Genomic DNA, 16,232 nt, shown 5'->3' on the forward strand with positions numbered 1-16,232 from the left:
CGCCCCTGTTCCGCTCCGGGACCCCGCGCCCGCACGGTCAGCCCGCCGCGTGGTCCCGGCGGGGAACCGGCATGTGCGGCCGTTCCCTGTTCGACCCGCTCACCTCGGCCGACAGTTCCGTCACCAGGCGGACCAGGTCGGTGGGCCGGTCCGGGCCCCACCAGTCGCCCAGCAGTTCGGCCAGGGACTCCTCACGGGCCCGCGACAGCCGGACCACGGCCTCTGCGCCCCGCTCGGTGAGCACCAGCTGCAGCCCCTCGCGCCGGGCGAAGCCACGCCCCTCCACCTGGCGCGCGGCAGAGGTGATCACCCTCAGGGGCACGGGGGCGACCTCGGCCAGCCGCCCGGGTTCGACGGTGCCGTGCCGTTTGATGCGCAGCAGCAGCCAGCTGGCGGCGGGCTGCAGGTCGTATCCGGCCTTGGCGGTGATCTTCTCGTAGATCTCCCGGCGCCCTTCACGGGTGGCGAGCACCGACAGGGCCCGGGCGCATTCGTCGTACGAGGAGCGCTGGACCGGGTTCGGGGCCAGGGTCTCGCTGGTGTCGGGTGCCGTCACCGACCCGCGCAGGGGCTCCTCCTTGAGGAACCAGGTGAAGAGGAACGCGACGAGGACGACGGGTGCCGCGTAGAGGAAGACATCGGTGATCGAGGTCGAGTAGGCGCTGAGGACGGAGGGACGCAGGTCCGCCGGGAGCCGGCCGATGGCCCGGGGGTCGGCGGCCAGCGCTCCGGCGTCGGCACCGGGCGGGAGGGGACGGCCGCTGAGTGCCTCTTCGAGTTTGCCGGTCAGCCGGTTGGTGAAGATGGTGCCGAACACGGCCACGCCGAACGACGCACCGATGGACCGGAAGAACGTCGCGCCGGACGTGGCGACACCGAGGTCCTCGTAGCCGACGGAGTTCTGCACGATCAGTACGAGCACCTGCATCACCAGGCCGAGCCCGGCGCCGAAGACGAAGAAGCAGAGGCTCATCGTCCAGGTGGAGCTGTTCTCCGAGAGCGTGTGGAGGAGCAGCAGGCCGATCACGGTGAGGGCGGTGCCGGCGATCGGGAAGACCTTCCAGCGGCCGGTGCGGCTGACGATCTGGCCGGAGCCGGTCGAGGTGAGCAGCAGGCCGAGGACCATCGGCAGCATGTGCACACCGGACAGGGTCGGGGTGATGCCGTGCACCACCTGGAGGAAGGTCGGCAGGTAGGTCATGGCGCCGAACATCGCGAAGCCGATGACGAAGCTGATGACGGCGACGAGGCTGAAGGTCCTCTTCCGGAACAGCTTCAGCGGCAGCACCGGTTCGACCGCCCGGCGCTCGGCCGCGACGAACGCGACGAGCAGCACCACGGCGAGGACCACGAGGGCGATGACCTGCACGGAGCCCCACGGCCAGGTGGTCCCTCCGAGCGAGGCCACGAGGACCAGACAGGTGGCGACCGAGGCGATGAGGAAGGTGCCCAGGTAGTCGATGGTGTGCTTGGTGCGGCGGACCGGGATGTGCAGGGCCGTGGCGACGACGAGCAGCGCGACGACGCCGACGGGCAGGTTGATGTAGAAGACCCAGCGCCAGCTGAGGTGCTCGGTGAAGAAGCCGCCGAGCAGTGGTCCGAGCACGCTGGTCGCACCGAAGACCGCCCCGAACAGGCCCTGGTACTTGCCTCGTTCGCGCGGGGCGACGATGTCGCCGACGATCGCCATCGACAGCACCATCAGCCCGCCGCCGCCGAGCCCCTGGAGGGCGCGGAAGCCGATCAGCTGCGGCATGTCCCGGGCCACGCCGCAGAGCACGGAGCCGACGAGGAAGATGACGATGGCCGTCTGGAAGAGTTTCTTGCGCCCGTACTGGTCGCCGAGCTTGCCCCAGAGCGGGGTGGCCGCGGTCGCCGCCAGCAAGTAGGCGGTCACCACCCACGACAGGTGGTCCAGACCGCCCAGCTCGCTGACGATCGTGGGCAGGGCGGTGGACACGATGGTCTGATCGAGTGCGGCGAGCAGCATGCCGAGAAGCAGTGCGCCGATGGACACCAGGACACTCCGCCGGGGCCGCCCCTCACCTTCCGCAAGGGGTGGCGGGCTCAGCTGCTGGGCCATGGACATCTCCTCGGGTCCGCTTCACCCCCATCCTGGCCGCTGTGTGCCGTTATGGCCTGCCGAGCGGCACTGCGGGCGTTGGGCTTCCCTGCGGTGGCCTGCATAATCGCAGGCAGTTCGAAGGGGAGGGGAACCCACGATGACCGGACACATGTGCCCGGAGTGCGGCGGCGAGCAGGGTGCGAGACCCGGGGCGGAGTGCGCCTGCGGAGCCGGCACGGCCGCGCGGGCGGGGCGGGACGCCCGTGCGGCGGAGATCGCGGCGGCCGAGGACTTCGACCCGCTGCGCATCCGGCCGTACGTGACGCTGAACAGCGACGACACGCAGGACCACGGCGCCCCCGAGGCTGCCACGACGATGCCGTTGTTCCTGGACAGGGCGCCCGGCGGAGCACCGGGGGCCGGGCCCGCCCGGGGCCCGCTGCCCGCCGCCGCCGCGGACGAGGGCCGTCGGCGTCATGCCGCCGCCTACGCGGGCGGCGGCCCCGATCCGGTGCAGCCGCGGCGCCGGCGGCCGTTCGCCGTGATCGCGGTGGGGGCGGCGGTCGCCGCGGTGGTGGGCACGGCCGCTTTCGCGGGCGGCCTGTTCGACGACGACGAGGACAGCAGGGAGACGGCGCTGCCCGAGATCTCGACGAGCGCACCGGACGCGAGCGGGGAGCCGTCCGCGTCCGCGCCGGCGCCCCCGTCCGCATCAGCGCCCGCTTCCGTCGCACCGTCCGGGCCGGCGTCGGCATCGCCATCGCCTCCGGCGTCCCCCTCTCCGTCGAGGAGCCCTTCGGCGTCGCGTCCGGCTGTCGCCTCCACGCCACCGTCGCCCTCGCCGTCCGCGACGAAGATCCCCACCACGGCAGCGGCGGCACCTCCGTCCGAGGAGGTCTCCGGGAGCACCCTGCAGCACGGGGACCGCGGCCCGGAGGTCTCCGAGCTCCAGCGCCGGCTCCAGGAGATCTGGGCCTACCGGGGACCCGATGACGGTGCCTACTCGGAGCGGGTGGAGGAAGCCGTCGCCGAGTTCCAGAGATGGGTCTCGGTCAAGGGCGACCCCTCCGGCGTCTACGGACCGGAGACCCGCCGCGCCCTGGAGGCGCGGACGAGCGGCAGGGGACACCACTCCTGAGGCGCCGGGACGGGGCCACGTCGACGGCGGGCTCCACGGCGTTCCCGGCGCGGGATTGGCGTTTTGGCTCCCGTTTTTGTACCGTGGAGAAACAAAGTAGCCTCCGCCCGTTCTCCCTGACCGGCGGGCGGGGCTGCTTGTTCCCCCCTCCGCAGCCATGAGCTGCGCCCCCGCGCTCTGGAGCATGCCGATGCCGGCCACCGTCCTCGAAGCCCGCGCCCTCCTGCTGGACATGGACGGGACCCTCGTGAATTCCGACGCGGTGGTGGAGCGCTGCTGGCGCCGCTGGGCGATCGCACAGGGGCTCGACCCCGAGGCTGCGCTCAAGGTGGTGCACGGCCGTCAGGGTTACGCCACGATGGCCGTCCTCCTGCCGGACCGCCCGATGGAGCAGAACTACGCGGAGAACCGGATCATGCTCGCCGAGGAGACCGCCGACACGGAGGGCGTGGTGCCCATCGGCGGCGCCCCCGCCTTCATGGCGACGATCGCCGGCCTCCCCCACGCACTCGTGACCTCGGCCGACGAGGCGCTCGCCCAGGCCCGGATGGCCGCAGCGGCCCTGCCGATGCCGGAGACCCGCGTCACCGCGGAGATGGTCGGCGCCAGCAAGCCGGACCCCGAGGGCTTCCTCAAGGGCGCGGCCGAACTGGGCTTCGACCCGGCGGACTGCATCGTGTTCGAGGACTCCGAGGCCGGCATCGCGGCGGGCCGGGCGGCCGGCATGCGCGTGGTGGGCGTCGGCCCGCGTGCGGCCGCGCTCTCCCCCGACGCCCACGTCACGGACCTGACGCGACTCCGGGTGGAGGCGTGTGCGGACGGTTCGGTCCGTCTGCACATCGGCGCCGCCTGACCCTTCCCCGCGCCGCCGGGCCCTTCTCCGCGCCGCCTGCCCCTTCTCCGGGCCGCCGGACCCGGTCCGGCTCACCCGCGGCACAGTGCCCGAGCGGCTCGTCGCATCTCACTCCCGGTGCAGCAGCCCTCGCGCGACGAGCTCCAGGACCAGCGCGGCGGCGACCGTCTGCACCACCATCAGTGCCACCAGGACGAACAGCTGCACGGCGCCCGCCTCCACAGGCGAGGCGCCGCCCAGCAACATACCCACGAAGGCCCCGGGCAGGGTGACGAGTCCCACGGTGCGGGTCTGGTCCAGCCCCGGCAGCAGCGCGTCCGACGCCGCGGGGCGGGCGATCTCCAGCCGGGCGTCCCGGTCGAGCAGACCGAGCGCCATCGCGGCCTCCACCTCCCCCCACCGCGTCCCGAGCTCGTCCAGCGCCCGCCGCCCGCCGAGCACGGTCGCGGTGAGCGCACCTCCGACGAGGATGCCCGTGACCGGGATCAGCGCGATGCCGCGCACCGGCAGGAGGCCGGTGAGCAGGAGCACCACGACCACGGGCACGACGCCCGCGCCGATCGGCAGCGCGGCCCACCACCAGGTGCGGTTACGGGTGATCCGCCGGCCGGCGGTACGCACCGCGACCGCGGACATCAACGCCAGGAAACCGAGCAACGGCCCCGGAGCGCGCACCACCCAGCCGATGAGCAGGGAAACGGCGGCCAGTTGTACCGCGGCCCGCAGTCCGGCGACGGCGATCTCGCGGGACCGGCCGAGCGAGGCCCATGCGGCGACGGCCGCGGCGAGGACCAGAAGCACGGCGAGCACGACGCCGAGCGCGGGACCGACCGGAAGCAGCACGCGGCCACCCTAAGGGCGGCTCCTCCGCACACGGGCACAGAACCGCCCCCGGAGCCGTCGTTCCGTCAACCCGGCCTCTCGAACAGCTTTCGGACGGGACGTCAGACCGACCGCCCTACCCCTTGATGTGACGTGCGCATGTCGTCACTCTGTTACCTGACGACCACCCCACCGAAACCCGGCGCCGCCACGATGGCCGGGCTCCGCAGGTCGCCCGTCCGACATCCCCCCACATCAAGGGAGTTCACATGACCGGCATCTACGCGCGTCGTATAGCCGTCGTCGCCGCCTCGGCCGCGCTCGCCGCCGCCACCGGACTTCTCACGGCCCCGACCGCCCAGGCAGCGATGCCCACCCCGGTCAGCGCCTCGACCGCCCGTACGTATCTGGGCCAGCTCACCGTCTCGGCCGAGGGTTCCTCGTCCGGCTACAGCCGCGACAAGTTCCCGCACTGGATCACCCAGTCGGGAGCCTGCAACACCCGTGAAGTGGTCCTGAAGCGCGACGGTACGGGCGTCGTCCAGGACTCCGCGTGCGCCGCGACCAGCGGCAGCTGGTACTCGCAGTACGACGGTGCCACCTGGACCGCCGCCGCCGACCTGGACATCGACCACATGGTTCCGCTCGCCGAGGCCTGGCGCTCCGGGGCCGGCGGCTGGACCAACACCCGGCGTCAGTCCTTCGCCAACGACCTGACCCGCCCTCAGCTCATCGCGGTCACCGACAACGTCAACCAGTCCAAGAGCGACCAGGACCCGGGCGAGTGGCTCCCCTCACGCACCGCCTACCGCTGCACCTACGCCCGTGCGTGGGTGCACGTCAAGCACCACTACGACCTCAGCGTCGACTCCACGGAGAAGAGCGCCCTGCAGTCCGTCCTCAACGGCTGCTGACGGCCACCCGCCCCACGAGATCAGCCGCCCTCCTCCGGAGCCGCAGGTCCCGGTGACGCGAGGAGGGCGGGCCGGGCCCTTCCCGGGGACCTCGTCGGCCTGCCTCTCCCGGGCGCCGGTACACCTGGGCGGGAATGCGGGCGCCGGCCATGGGCACGGCGCTCTCTTCGGCCGGCATCCGACGGTTCCCCCTGGCCGCCGGAACGGACCCCGCCCCGGCTGCTTCTGCCGCTCCTTCGGCGAAACAGCCCGGCGGACCACCCCGCCCCCTTCCGCCGTTCCGTACTCTACGGAGCCATCGGTCACGGCAACGCGAGGAGGGCACACATGACCGGGCTACGCCTGGGACCGCTGCTGAGGTACGTCGACTGGGAGTCCGGCTCACGGGCGACCGTCTGGGTGGAGGCGACCAGACCCTGCACGGCGGAGGTCCGCTGCGCGGACGGGGCGGGCGGCGTCTCCCCCACGTTCGCCGTCCAGGGGCACCATTACGCCCTGGTCGTGGTGAGGGGCCTGGCACCCGGCTCGACCACGCCCTACGAGGTGCTGCTCGACGGCCGCCGCGTATGGCCTCCCGAGGGATCCCGCTTCCCTCCGAGCACCATCACCACGCCCGCCGTACCGCAGGCGGAGGAGGCCGGTCCGGTCCGGGTCGCCTTCGGCTCCTGCCGGTGGGCGGCCCCGCCCGCCCAGGGGCACGACCCGATCGGTCCCGACGCGCTCGACGCGCTGGCCGCCCGGCTCACCGAGGACCCCGAAGCGGTGCGGCCCGACGTCCTCCTGCTCCTCGGTGACCAGGTGTACGCGGACGAGACCTCGGCGGCCACCCAGCGACGGCTCGCGGTCCGCCGGGATCTGGACGAGGCTCCCGGCGTGGAGGTCGCGGACTACGAGGAGTACACCCAGCTCTACGACGAGTCCTGGCGCGACCCGGAGGTGCGGTGGCTGCTCTCCACGGTCCCCAGCTGCATGATCTTCGACGACCACGACGTCATCGACGACTGGAACACCAGCGCCGCCTGGGTCCGGGACATGCGTCGCACTCCGTGGTGGCAGGAGCGGATCGTCAGCGGGCTCATGTCGTACTGGGTCTACCAGCACCTCGGCAACCTGTCCCCCGAGGCCCTGGAGGCCGACCCGGTCTACGCGGCCGTACGCGCCGCCCCCGACGGCACCGAGATCCTTCGCGGCCATGCGGCGGCCGCTGATGCCGACCCCTCGCGGGCCCGGTGGAGCTACCGGCGTGTTTTCGGCCGAGTGCGCCTGCTCATGGTGGACAGCCGGGCGGCCCGGACCCTCGAGGAGCAGGAGCGGTCGATGCTCCACGACGAGGAGGAGCGGTGGCTGCGCGACGAGGTGCTCGCGGACCCGGGCTCGTACGACCACCTGCTGATCGGCACCTCGCTGCCGTGGCTGCTGCCGCCCCTGATACACGAGGCGGAGACCTGGAACGCGGCACTGTGCCGCGGCGGGCGGGGCGAACGCTGGGCGCGCCTCGGGGAGAAGGTGCGCCGGGCCGCTGACCTGGAGCACTGGGCGGCCTTCCCGGAATCCTTCCGCCGCCTCTCGGAGCTCCTGAGGGACGTGGGGCGCGGCCCCGACGCCCCTGCGACGGTATGCGTGCTCTCGGGCGATGTGCACCATGCGTACATCGCCGAACCCCAGTGGTCCGATGCCGTCCCGGGCGGTGCTCCCACCGCACACGTACTACAGCTGACCTGCTCTCCCGTGCACAACTCCGTCCCCGGGTACATCCGTGCCGGCTTCCGCTTCGGCTGGAGCCGGGCGGGCCGGTGGCTCGGGCGCGCGCTGGCGCTCCACGGACGGACGGGGAGCCCTCCGATGCCCTGGCGCAAGACGGGCGGGCCGTGGTTCGGCAACCAGCTGATGACCCTCACTCTGCACGGCCGGAAAGCTGCCCTGACATTGGTCCAGGCCAGAGCCACGCCCGCGGGGGCGCAGCTCGTGCCCGTTCTGGAACGCTCACTGGCGCCGAACGAATGACCGATTTTCAGCCACTCGACAGAATGTTGAACTTGCAAGCACTACTGAGGTGAACCTAACCTGAGGGGCCCCGATCGGTTCCCGTCCCCAGACCGAAGGAGCCCCGCCCCCCATGTCCGAATCCCTGAACCGGGCCCAGCCCTACGCACTCGGCCTCTTCCGCGTCGTCATCGGTTTTCTCTTCGCCTGCCATGGCGCCGCTTCGCTGTTCGGAGTCCTGGGCGGCTCCAACGGCGGCGGCACCGTGCCCGCAGGCACCTGGCCCGGCTGGTACGCCGCCGTGATCCAGCTCGTCGGCGGCACCCTGGTCGCGCTCGGCCTCGGCACCCGCTTCGCGGCCCTCATAACCTCCGGCTCCATGGCCTACGCGTACTTCAAGGTGCACCAGCCCGAGTCGCTGTTCCCCCTGCAGAACGGCGGCGAGGCCTCGGCACTCTTCTGCTGGGCCTTCCTGCTGCTGGTCTTCACCGGTCCCGGCGCCATGGCCCTGGACCGGTTGTTCTCCTCGCGCGGCGGCTCCGAGCGTGCGAGCGAGCCCTCCCACGAGAAGGCCCGGACCGTCTCGGTCTGACCACGTGCTCCCCGCGGCCCCGGCCCCCTCCCCCTCCCGGGGAGGGGGCCGGGGCCGTACATGACCTCCACGACATCGGCCGCCCGTCCTGCGAATACCAGGTGAACCGGGTGAACGTCAGGCGTACGCTGTACAGCTGGCCCTGCCGCTCCTGCCGCTCCCCTGCGACGTCGCGGCGTTGACACGGAACACGGGAACGGGGAGTAGAAAGTGCTCGAGAGTGTGGGCGCGCTGACCGGCAGCCCATGGATCTACGCGGTGGTCGTCCTCTCGGTGCTCCTGGACGTCTTCCTGCCCGTCCTCCCCAGCGGTGTGCTGGTGATCACCGCGGCCACGGCTGCGGCCGCGAGCACGACCACGGTCACCGCCGCGGCCGGTGAGGCGACCCGGCAGGTGCCCTCGCTCCTGGTTCTGATCCTCTGCGCGGCCACCGCTTCGGTGCTCGGTGACCTCGTGGCCTACCGCCTCGCCTGGCGCGGCGGCGACCGCCTCGACCGGGCCATCGCCCGCTCCCGCCGGCTCACCTCCGCACAGGAACGGCTCGGTGCGGCGCTGAGCCGTGGCGGAGGGGCGCTCGTCGTCGTCGCCCGTTTCGCACCGGCCGGCCGGTCCGTCGTCTCCCTGGGTGCGGGCGCCGCGCACCGCAAGGTGAAGGAATTCCTGCCCTGGTCGGCCGTGGCAGGAGTGGCCTGGGCGCTCTACAGCGTGGGCCTCGGCTACTTCGGCGGCCAGTGGCTGGGCGCGGGCTGGCTCGGCACGGCCGTATCGGTCCTCGCCCTGTTCCTGGCGGGCTCCCTCGCCGCTCTCGTCGTCCGGCGTCCCGCCCACGCCCCCACGGCTGCGGCCGCCGGAGCCCCGGCCGGGACCTGACGGCCCGCGCCGCTGCTCAGACCCGGGCGGCGCCGCGTATCTCCAGGCCGTCCAGCAACCGCTGGGTCGCCTCGGTGATCTCGGCCACCGCGCGGTCGAAGACCTCCTGGTTGTGCGCGGCGGGCGCGCGGAAGCCCGACACCTTGCGCACGTACTGCAGGGCGGCTGCTCTCATCTCCTCCTCGGTGGCCTCTTCGGGGATGGCTGGTGGACGAAGCGTCTTGATGCTGCGGCACATGCCTCCAGTGTGCGACGCACCACTGACACCGGCGGTGGTGCGCGGGTCCCGGAACGCGGCGCCCCGGCACCTGGGGGCCTCGCGCCGCGAGGAACTACGTCCCGCGCCGCTCGAGTGGCGGGAGGACGTAGTGCCCGTCGAGAAGGGCCTGCTCCGGCAGGTGGAGCCGCAGCACGGGACGGAAGGCGCCGGCCGGCACCGGCAGCCAGTTCGCCTCCTGGGCCGGGTCCTTCGGCCGCTGTGCGGACAGGTGCAGTGTCAGCGAGCCGTCGGCGCCGTGGACGAGGCCCGGCGTCCTGTCCCCGACCGCGTACCGTTCCGCCGCATTCACGACGAGGTGGCCCCCGGGGCTGTCGTACACGGTCAGCGACCAGAACGCCCGGACCGGCGGCGGTGGCGCGAGACGCAGCACATAGCGATGGGCCCCGTCGAGCGGCCGGCCCCGGGAGTCGCGTGACGTGTGCGCGTAGAGCGCCTCGTACCCGTGGGGCAACCAGCGTCCTCGCCGGGCCGCCACCGCCCTGACCAGGTACGAAGCATCCCGGTCGGGGATCGTCCACTCCGGGGAGTCGAGCGTGCCGACGCCGAAGTGGTCCAGGTTGTGGTCGCGCAGGTGCGGCACCGTCTGCCAGGCCCCCTGGGGGCCGCCGGTGGCGTCCGCGGGCCGGCGGGCCGCCTCCTCCACCCGCAGCCGGCCCAGCGCCAGCCCTCGCCCCAGCGCCCCCACGAGGGCGGGCCCGGCCGACACGTAAGGCGAGAGGCCCTCCTCCAGGAGCCCCAGGGGCTGGAAACGGTCCTGGTGGGCGCGATCGGCCGCGGAGGGCGGGAAGTCGGCCATCCACACCCGGAGCTCCTCGAAGAAGCGCAGTTCCCCCGGCACCCCGGACTCGGTCGCCGGGAGCCCGGTCCGGTGGGCGCGGTCGCCCAGATGGGTGAGCGTGAGCTCCTGCTGGAGCGCCCTGACCCGGGGCATGTCATCGGGCCCGTCGCACGCGAGGCGGCCGACCACGGAGACGACGGAGGTGGGCGCGTCGATCACTCCGGACACGGCGTCGGGCACGGTGCCGGCCCACCCGGGCGGCACGACCATCCAGTCCCCCTCGCCCGTGCCGGTGGCCCGGGGGCCGAGGTAGGCGAAGGCGTTGCCCCACGCGTCCACGAACTGCAGGACGTAGTACGCCCCGCCGGTGTCCGGGACGTGCAGCCGGACCGGCCCTCCGGAGAGATCGAGCTGGGCGAGCGCGTCGACGAGGTCGGCCGGGGCGAACGGGACGCGCGTGCCGGGTGCGGCCGGTCCGGCCGCGTGGGCGAAGTCGTTGAACGGTGCGGGCGCCAGCATCCCGCAGCCCTCCCGGAGACAGGCCTGGACGGCCGACAACTGGCGGACGAGCGGGGACCCGTAGACGTAGGCGTCGGCGGCCAGCGCCGTGATCGCGTCCGGCTGCAAACCGCCTCGCCCCGGGGCCACGTCAGATGACCGGCTTCGCCCGGTGGGCACACAGCGCCCAGATCACGAAAGTGTCGATCGCGATGGAGATGACCGCCCACACCGGCTGGTACGGCAGCCAGACGAAGTTGGCGACCAGGTTCAGCGCCGCCAGCCCGACGCCCACGCCCCTGGCCCAGGCCGCGCCCTTGAGGATGCCCCATCCGACGAGCACCAGGACCACCCCGAGGATCAGGTGGATCCATCCCCAGGCGGTGACGTCGAATTTGAACGTGTAGTTGCTGATGCGTGTGTACACCTCGTCGGACGCGATGCCCGCGACACCCTTGACGACGGCGAGGACGCCGTCGACGAGGAGCAGCACCCCCGCGAACGTCACCCCGCCCGCCGCCCAGGGACTGTCGGGGCCGGAGGCGGAGGACCGTGAGGGGCCGGGTGCGGATGCTGACCGGGTCATGGGGTTCCTCCACTCGACAGATCACTCCGCGCTGCTGCGGACAGGTCCGACCCTGGGCGACGGACTTCCCCACCACGACCCGGACGCACCCGTTCGGGTGACAGCAACGCCTGGCAGCAATGCCTGCTCAGGGTCGTGCTCATGTTCGTACGCGGGCAGGCGGCCGGGGACCGGCCCCGCTGCGTGGCACCGGGGCCCTCTCCCTCCCCTCTCCCCGTATCGACCGGGAGGAGGTTCGGGGGGACGCCTCGCGCCGGTGGCCCGCACCGTGCCGTCCGACGCCTCATGTGGCTCACCTCCAGGTGTCGAGATCCCCGCCCAGCCACTCGATCAGCTCCGGCTGGTCCAGGTCGATCTCCTCGGCCCCCTGGGCGAGCCCGGCCCGCCGCAGGAGCGAGGCCACGTCCCCACGCCCGTGCGCCAGCCCGGCGATCCGCCCGCGCACGGTCACCCGCCGCCCGCCGGTCGGCGAGGGCGGATACACGATCACAGGTGGATGTCCGGACATGCCTCCACGGTCTCCCGCGCCCCGCCGGCCCGCATCCGGAGCCCGTGAGGCGGCCGGCACCCCCGGCGCCACCGCGGGCACCGCCCTGGTCCGCCCCGGCGGCCACGCCACCCCGGCTGCCGATCTCCCTGAAGGGGGCACGCGGGCCTGTGGCCCGTGGGAGCCGGGCACCCGCTCAGTGCGGTGCCGGCTGCGGGTCCAAGGCGTTGCCGACGGTGCAGCCGCCCTCTCCGGGCATCCGCTGGATCCGGGGCGGCACCCACACCTCGGTGGCACCGGGGCCCACGCGGGCGAGAAGGCAGTCCTGCGCGTCGGAGCCGTCGCCCTTCACCGACAGGAGAACGCCGACCCGTCCGCCGTCCGCCTTCACCTCGGTACGGACCGCCGGATGAAGATCCAGGCCGGCGAGCCCGCGGCGCACCTCGGCCTCGTCCACCCGGCCGCTCTCCGGAACCCGGGGAAGCTTCACGCGGAGCTCCTCGTACGGCAGCCGGGGCGGTTCGGGTGGCGGGGCGAAGGCCGGCGGAGGACCGTCCGGGCAGTCCACCTCACGGGGATCCTCACGCCACTCCGACCCGGGCGACACCCGCACCGTGAAACAGCGCCGCACGGTGACCTCCTCAGGGTCGATCCACCCGTCGTGCGCCGCTCCGGACGTGCGGACGACCACGTCGACACCGTCCCCGTCGTGTGTCGAGGTACCCGTCACCCGCAGCACCTCCACCCCGTCGATGCCGGAGGCGGAGCGCCCGACCTCCTCCGCCGTGCGCGGGCGCTGCCCGTGGAGCCGCTCGCCCGCCTTCCTGGCCGTCACCCGCGCGGCGTCCGCCGCCTCGCCCTCGGAGGACCGCACCACCCCGCAGCCGACGATGAACAGCAACAGCGGGGCGAGCAGCAGCAGTCGGCGCACGGGCCCGTCCTCCCGGCACCGCACACAGCGGGCAAGCACTCGGCATTCAGCACTCGGCACTCGGACCGGCATGAGTGAGTGGGCTCAGCCGGTGCGGTGATCGCGGGACAGCCCGCGAGGCCGGCGGTGCGAGTGCCGCCACAGCCACCGTGATCACCACGGTCGCCGGTACGCCCGGCTCGCTCTTCGCGCCGGTGATCACCAGCTGGGTGACGAAGCGCCCACGTGCACGGGAACGCCAAGTCGAGGAGCAGCGGCGGCTCTTCGAGGAGCGGTGCGCCTCGTGCAGCGCGACGGACCGGGCGACCCGCCGCTTCCACACCCTCGAGGACGCCCCGCACCGCACGTGTGACGGTGTCCGCACCGACGAGGACCGGGCGCAGCTCGAGGAAGGACGACGCGACCACCGCGACCGGTACGCCGAGACCCGGATGATCGTCCCCGGCACCGTCCTCGCCGGCTCCCGCGAGATCAGTGTGGTCCTCACCGGGGCGGACGCCGCGTTCGAGCGCGTCGGCCGTGGTGCGCCCCACGACGGAGCGACAGCCGGCCAGCTGCTCCTGGATCCCGAGGCCGCAGGTCCCGAGCTCAGCGCCTGCACGGAATCATGCGTCAGCACCTCGGCACCTCAGGCTGGATCCGACCGGAGCGGGGCCGCGCACGCAGCGGCTACCGGCAGCCGCCCGGGACGTGGTAGGTCTCTGCTGTGCCGTCGGCCGGGTGGCGAACCGGCGCAGGGTGGAGGACATGGTGAGTGCGGGCAGCCGCGGAGTGCTGGGAATCGTGGGCACGGCGGCCGACGGGGTCGAGTCGCTGCGCACCGGGCTGGTCGGGCCGGCCGTGGCACAGGGCTGGCAGGCAGCGGTGACGCTCACACCGAACGCCGGCCGGTGGCTGAGGGCGAACGGCGAATGGGAGCGGCTGGAGGCCCTGACCGGTCTCCCGGTGCGGGACACGCCCCGCCTGCCGGCCGAACCCCGCCCGCACCCCGTGGCCGACTGCTATGTCGTCGCACCGGCGAGCGCGAACTACGTCGCCAAGCTCGCGACGGGTATCGCCGACAACCAAGCCCTGACGCAAGTGAGCGAGGCACTGGGCACTCCCGGCGTCCCGGTGGTGGTGTTTCCTCTGGTCAACGCCGCACATGTGCGGCATCCGGCGTGGGAAGGGCACATCGTGGCTCTGCGCCGAGCAGGCGTGGAGCTGGTGTACGGAGCGGACGTCTGGCCCCTGTACGAACCCCGTCAGGGCCCGGCGGTCCGGGAGCTCCCCTGGACGACGGTCCTGGAGCGCGCGACGGCCCGGGCCCGTTGACGCCGGCTCCTTCGGCAGGGCCCGAAAAATACGCGTGCCGACGGACGGGGCGGGAGAGGGCGGGCCAGGGCACAGCGGTGAGCAGCAACGGGACGTATTCGTTCAGCAAGCCCAGCCGCGATCCGGCCACGCTGCTTGCCGGCCTCGGCGTCGGGGGGACGCCCACGCGGGCGGGACGATCCGCCACCAGTTCCGCGTGACCTGCGAAGCGGAGCTGCCCAGCCCGCGTCAGATGCGGCTGATGCACGAGGAACTCTTCGACGAGCCGGCCCTCGAGGGCTACGCGGTCGCAGCGGGCCGGCCCGGCGAGAACATCACCACCCGCGAGGCCGGCCTGCTCGGTCCGCCGACCGGCACCCTGCTGCACCTCGGCGAGCAGGCGGTGGCGGGGGTCACGGGTCTGCGCAACCCGTGCGCGAAGACCAGCACCTTCCACCAGGGCCTGCTCGGCGAGATGTTCGCTCTCGCCCCCGCCTCCGGGGACTTCACCTTCAGGTCCGGCGTCATGTCCGTGGTCCGCCACGGCGGCCGGGTCCGCCCGTACGACGCCGTCGTGGTCGAAATCCCGCCGGGCCCGCGCCGTCCGCTGGAGCGTGCCTGAACCGCCCTGTCAGCCCGGCGTCGAGCCTGCGCGTCGTTCGTGGCGCGCACGCGCACGATGATGGGCCTCCCGGAGCAGCACACGCACAGCCCCGTCCGTCCTCCGGCCCGGGTTCACCACCGCCAGCCAGCCGGCGGAGCCGTAAACGGGGTGGGCGATCACGGCGTCACCGATGCCGGGGTCGTCGTCGTGGGCGGGTTCGCGCGGAGCGTGACCGGTCCAGTCGCTGAACGACTGCTTTCCCGCGGCGACGTTGACGCGGAAGGTGTCCGGACGGTCGAGTCGCGAACGCTCGTCGCCCGGACAGTCCTTGGTCACGATCGTCGCGAACGGTTGAGTCGCTGCCGGCATGACACCGCCAGGTGCGTAGTAGAAGAACGTGTCCCCCCAGCTGATCTCCGGCGATCCGTCGCCGGGTGCCGGCCTGACGGCCAGGACCCCTTCGAGGTCCTCCACGAAAGCAATGATCTCGTCGATGGTCATGTGCTCAAGCGTTTCATTAAGGTGCATGTGGAGACTTCGAGCCGGGACGGAAAGGGGCAACGGGTGTCAACTCTCAAGTCGCCGTCCCTGCGCACGGCCGATGTCGCGCGCCTCGCCGGGTACTCCGTCCAGCAGATCCGCAACCTCGAACGCGAGGGTGTCCTGCCGTCGGCCGCACGGACAGCTTCGGGTCACCGGATCTACGGGGAGCCCCACCTGCAGTCCGCACTGGCCTACCGAGCCCTCGCGACCGCCACCGGTCCGGTCGAGGCCAAACGGATCGTGCGCACCGTGCACGAGGGCCCGGCCGCGGAGGTACTGGCACTGCTCGACGCCGCCCACGCCCGGCTCGACCGGGAGCGCACGGACCTGGTACTCGCCAAGGAGGCCACCGCAGCGATCTCCGCCGAACCGATCGCGGACGTACGCCCGTCGGACTCCATGAGCGTCTCCGAACTCGCCGCGGCGCTCGGGGTGCGCCCGTCGGCCCTGCGGCACTGGGACGCCGAGGGTCTCGCTGTTCCGGACCGGGTCCCTCCGCGGGGCGCGAGACGGTACTCACCGGCCCAGGCCCGGGACGCCCGGATCGTGCACCAGCTACGCAGCGCGGGCTATCGCATCGCCCCGCTCCGGGCCCTGATGCCGAGCCTGCGGAGCGGGTACCGCCGGGACGACGTCGAAACCGCGCTGGCGGCCCGGGACACGAGCATCGCGGCTCGCTCCCGCGCCCTCCTCGACGCGGCCGCCCCACTCGGCACGCTCCTCGCCGCCACCGGGAGGTGAGCGCCCTGCGACACCGCATGCTCGCCACGCACCCGGGCGCACGACGCGGTACCGGTGGCCAGTGATCACCGGCGTAGGATCCGCTTGTTCACACGCGGAGCACGCACGGCGGAGGGGGCGTCCGGGGTCCTGCCCTGTCCCACGGCAGCTCCCCCGTCACCGTCCTGGTCGAATGCTTCCCTTGCGCCGACGACCGCTTCCGGGTCCCGGCCCGTGCCGTAGCCACGTACAAAACCCCCTGAGGCACACGGCCC

General features: G+C 72.9%; 16 protein-coding genes and 1 pseudogene. 9 read left to right on the forward strand and 8 right to left on the reverse strand.

Annotated features, from left to right (window positions below):
* Positions 1-37 precede the first annotated feature (37 nt).
* The gene (locus ACF1FZ_RS23225) at positions 38-2,083 is read right to left on the reverse strand and encodes a DHA2 family efflux MFS transporter permease subunit (RefSeq protein ID WP_391775314.1); all 2,046 of its coding nucleotides are present in this window, start codon (positions 2,081-2,083) and stop codon (positions 38-40) included.
* Between the two features lie 139 nt (positions 2,084-2,222).
* Between ACF1FZ_RS23225 and ACF1FZ_RS23230 the strand changes: the two genes are divergently transcribed.
* Positions 2,223-3,203 carry a peptidoglycan-binding protein gene (locus ACF1FZ_RS23230; RefSeq protein ID WP_391775315.1) on the forward strand — a complete coding sequence of 327 codons (981 nt, stop codon included), beginning with the start codon at positions 2,223-2,225 and terminating at the stop codon, positions 3,201-3,203.
* A 190-nt stretch (positions 3,204-3,393) separates the two neighbouring features.
* Entirely contained in the window at positions 3,394-4,056 is a 663-nt protein-coding gene (locus tag ACF1FZ_RS23235) for an HAD-IA family hydrolase (RefSeq protein ID WP_391775316.1), read from the forward strand.
* A gap of 108 nt (positions 4,057-4,164) precedes the next feature.
* Here ACF1FZ_RS23235 and ACF1FZ_RS23240 read toward each other — a convergent pair whose 3' ends face one another.
* Positions 4,165-4,899 carry an ABC transporter permease gene (locus ACF1FZ_RS23240; RefSeq protein WP_391775317.1) on the reverse strand — a complete coding sequence of 245 codons (735 nt, stop codon included), beginning with the start codon at positions 4,897-4,899 and terminating at the stop codon, positions 4,165-4,167.
* 248 nt (positions 4,900-5,147) lie between these two features.
* On the opposite strand from ACF1FZ_RS23240, the gene ACF1FZ_RS23245 reads away from it, so the two are divergent.
* From ACF1FZ_RS23245 to ACF1FZ_RS23260, 4 genes are all read left to right on the forward strand, one after another.
* Positions 5,148-5,792: an HNH endonuclease family protein gene (locus ACF1FZ_RS23245; protein WP_391775318.1), complete on the forward strand. Its 645-nt coding sequence runs from the start codon at positions 5,148-5,150 to the stop codon at positions 5,790-5,792.
* 327 nt (positions 5,793-6,119) lie between these two features.
* A complete protein-coding gene (locus tag ACF1FZ_RS23250; RefSeq protein ID WP_391775319.1) occupies positions 6,120-7,796 on the forward strand; it encodes an alkaline phosphatase D family protein in 1,677 nt (558 codons plus the stop codon).
* Between the two features lie 112 nt (positions 7,797-7,908).
* Positions 7,909-8,367, forward strand: coding sequence for a DoxX family protein (locus ACF1FZ_RS23255; protein WP_391775320.1), 459 nt, complete (start codon positions 7,909-7,911; stop codon positions 8,365-8,367).
* 210 nt (positions 8,368-8,577) lie between these two features.
* Complete coding sequence (locus ACF1FZ_RS23260; protein ID WP_391775321.1) at positions 8,578-9,237, forward strand: DedA family protein; 660 nt, start codon at positions 8,578-8,580, stop codon at positions 9,235-9,237.
* A gap of 16 nt (positions 9,238-9,253) precedes the next feature.
* On the opposite strand, the gene ACF1FZ_RS23265 is transcribed toward ACF1FZ_RS23260, so the two are convergent.
* From ACF1FZ_RS23265 to ACF1FZ_RS23285, 5 genes are all read right to left on the reverse strand, one after another.
* The gene (locus ACF1FZ_RS23265) at positions 9,254-9,475 is read right to left on the reverse strand and encodes a DUF2277 domain-containing protein (protein WP_099172367.1); all 222 of its coding nucleotides are present in this window, start codon (positions 9,473-9,475) and stop codon (positions 9,254-9,256) included.
* Between the two features lie 94 nt (positions 9,476-9,569).
* On the reverse strand, positions 9,570-10,943 hold the full coding sequence (locus ACF1FZ_RS23270) for a DUF1254 domain-containing protein (protein ID WP_391775322.1): 1,374 nt from the start codon (positions 10,941-10,943) through the stop codon (positions 9,570-9,572).
* Between the two features lies 1 nt (position 10,944).
* Entirely contained in the window at positions 10,945-11,379 is a 435-nt protein-coding gene (locus tag ACF1FZ_RS23275) for a hypothetical protein (protein ID WP_391775323.1), read from the reverse strand.
* Between the two features lie 292 nt (positions 11,380-11,671).
* Positions 11,672-11,887, reverse strand: coding sequence for a hypothetical protein (locus tag ACF1FZ_RS23280; protein WP_391775324.1), 216 nt, complete (start codon positions 11,885-11,887; stop codon positions 11,672-11,674).
* A gap of 175 nt (positions 11,888-12,062) precedes the next feature.
* The gene (locus ACF1FZ_RS23285) at positions 12,063-12,797 is read right to left on the reverse strand and encodes a translation initiation factor IF-2 (RefSeq protein WP_391775325.1); all 735 of its coding nucleotides are present in this window, start codon (positions 12,795-12,797) and stop codon (positions 12,063-12,065) included.
* Positions 12,798-13,544: 747 nt separating this feature from the next.
* Here ACF1FZ_RS23285 and ACF1FZ_RS23290 point away from each other — a divergent pair.
* Together ACF1FZ_RS23290 and ACF1FZ_RS23295 are read left to right on the forward strand one after the other, a co-directional pair.
* Positions 13,545-14,111 (forward strand): flavoprotein, encoded by a 567-nt coding sequence (locus ACF1FZ_RS23290; RefSeq protein WP_391775326.1) that lies wholly within the window; start codon positions 13,545-13,547, stop codon positions 14,109-14,111.
* A gap of 77 nt (positions 14,112-14,188) precedes the next feature.
* A pseudogene (locus ACF1FZ_RS23295) lies at positions 14,189-14,712 on the forward strand (MOSC domain-containing protein).
* 9 nt (positions 14,713-14,721) lie between these two features.
* On the opposite strand, the gene ACF1FZ_RS23300 reads toward ACF1FZ_RS23295, so the two are convergent.
* Positions 14,722-15,195, reverse strand: a complete 474-nt coding sequence (locus ACF1FZ_RS23300) for a DUF6194 family protein (RefSeq protein ID WP_391775327.1) — start codon at positions 15,193-15,195, stop codon at positions 14,722-14,724.
* 63 nt (positions 15,196-15,258) lie between these two features.
* Between ACF1FZ_RS23300 and ACF1FZ_RS23305 the strand changes: the two genes are divergently transcribed.
* A complete protein-coding gene (locus tag ACF1FZ_RS23305; protein ID WP_391775328.1) occupies positions 15,259-15,978 on the forward strand; it encodes a MerR family transcriptional regulator in 720 nt (239 codons plus the stop codon).
* Positions 15,979-16,232: the final 254 nt, after the last annotated feature.

The organism is Streptomyces sp. NPDC014623, assembly GCF_043088245.1.
GTDB lineage: Bacteria > Actinomycetota > Actinomycetes > Streptomycetales > Streptomycetaceae > Streptomyces.

Excerpts from the sequence above, each read along its gene's own strand:
- ACF1FZ_RS23225 (WP_391775314.1), bottom strand. The coding sequence starts at position 2,083 with ATGGCCCAGCAGCTGAGCCCGCCACCCCTTGCGGAAGGTGAGGGGCGG.
- ACF1FZ_RS23230 (WP_391775315.1), top strand. The coding sequence starts at position 2,223 with ATGACCGGACACATGTGCCCGGAGTGCGGCGGCGAGCAGGGTGCGAGA.
- ACF1FZ_RS23235 (WP_391775316.1), top strand. The coding sequence starts at position 3,394 with ATGCCGGCCACCGTCCTCGAAGCCCGCGCCCTCCTGCTGGACATGGAC.
- ACF1FZ_RS23245 (WP_391775318.1), top strand. The coding sequence starts at position 5,148 with ATGACCGGCATCTACGCGCGTCGTATAGCCGTCGTCGCCGCCTCGGCC.
- ACF1FZ_RS23250 (WP_391775319.1), top strand. The coding sequence starts at position 6,120 with ATGACCGGGCTACGCCTGGGACCGCTGCTGAGGTACGTCGACTGGGAG.
- ACF1FZ_RS23255 (WP_391775320.1), top strand. The coding sequence starts at position 7,909 with ATGTCCGAATCCCTGAACCGGGCCCAGCCCTACGCACTCGGCCTCTTC.
- ACF1FZ_RS23265 (WP_099172367.1), bottom strand. The coding sequence starts at position 9,475 with ATGTGCCGCAGCATCAAGACGCTTCGTCCACCAGCCATCCCCGAAGAG.
- ACF1FZ_RS23275 (WP_391775323.1), bottom strand. The coding sequence starts at position 11,379 with ATGACCCGGTCAGCATCCGCACCCGGCCCCTCACGGTCCTCCGCCTCC.
- ACF1FZ_RS23280 (WP_391775324.1), bottom strand. The coding sequence starts at position 11,887 with ATGTCCGGACATCCACCTGTGATCGTGTATCCGCCCTCGCCGACCGGC.
- ACF1FZ_RS23290 (WP_391775326.1), top strand. The coding sequence starts at position 13,545 with ATGGTGAGTGCGGGCAGCCGCGGAGTGCTGGGAATCGTGGGCACGGCG.
- ACF1FZ_RS23300 (WP_391775327.1), bottom strand. The coding sequence starts at position 15,195 with ATGACCATCGACGAGATCATTGCTTTCGTGGAGGACCTCGAAGGGGTC.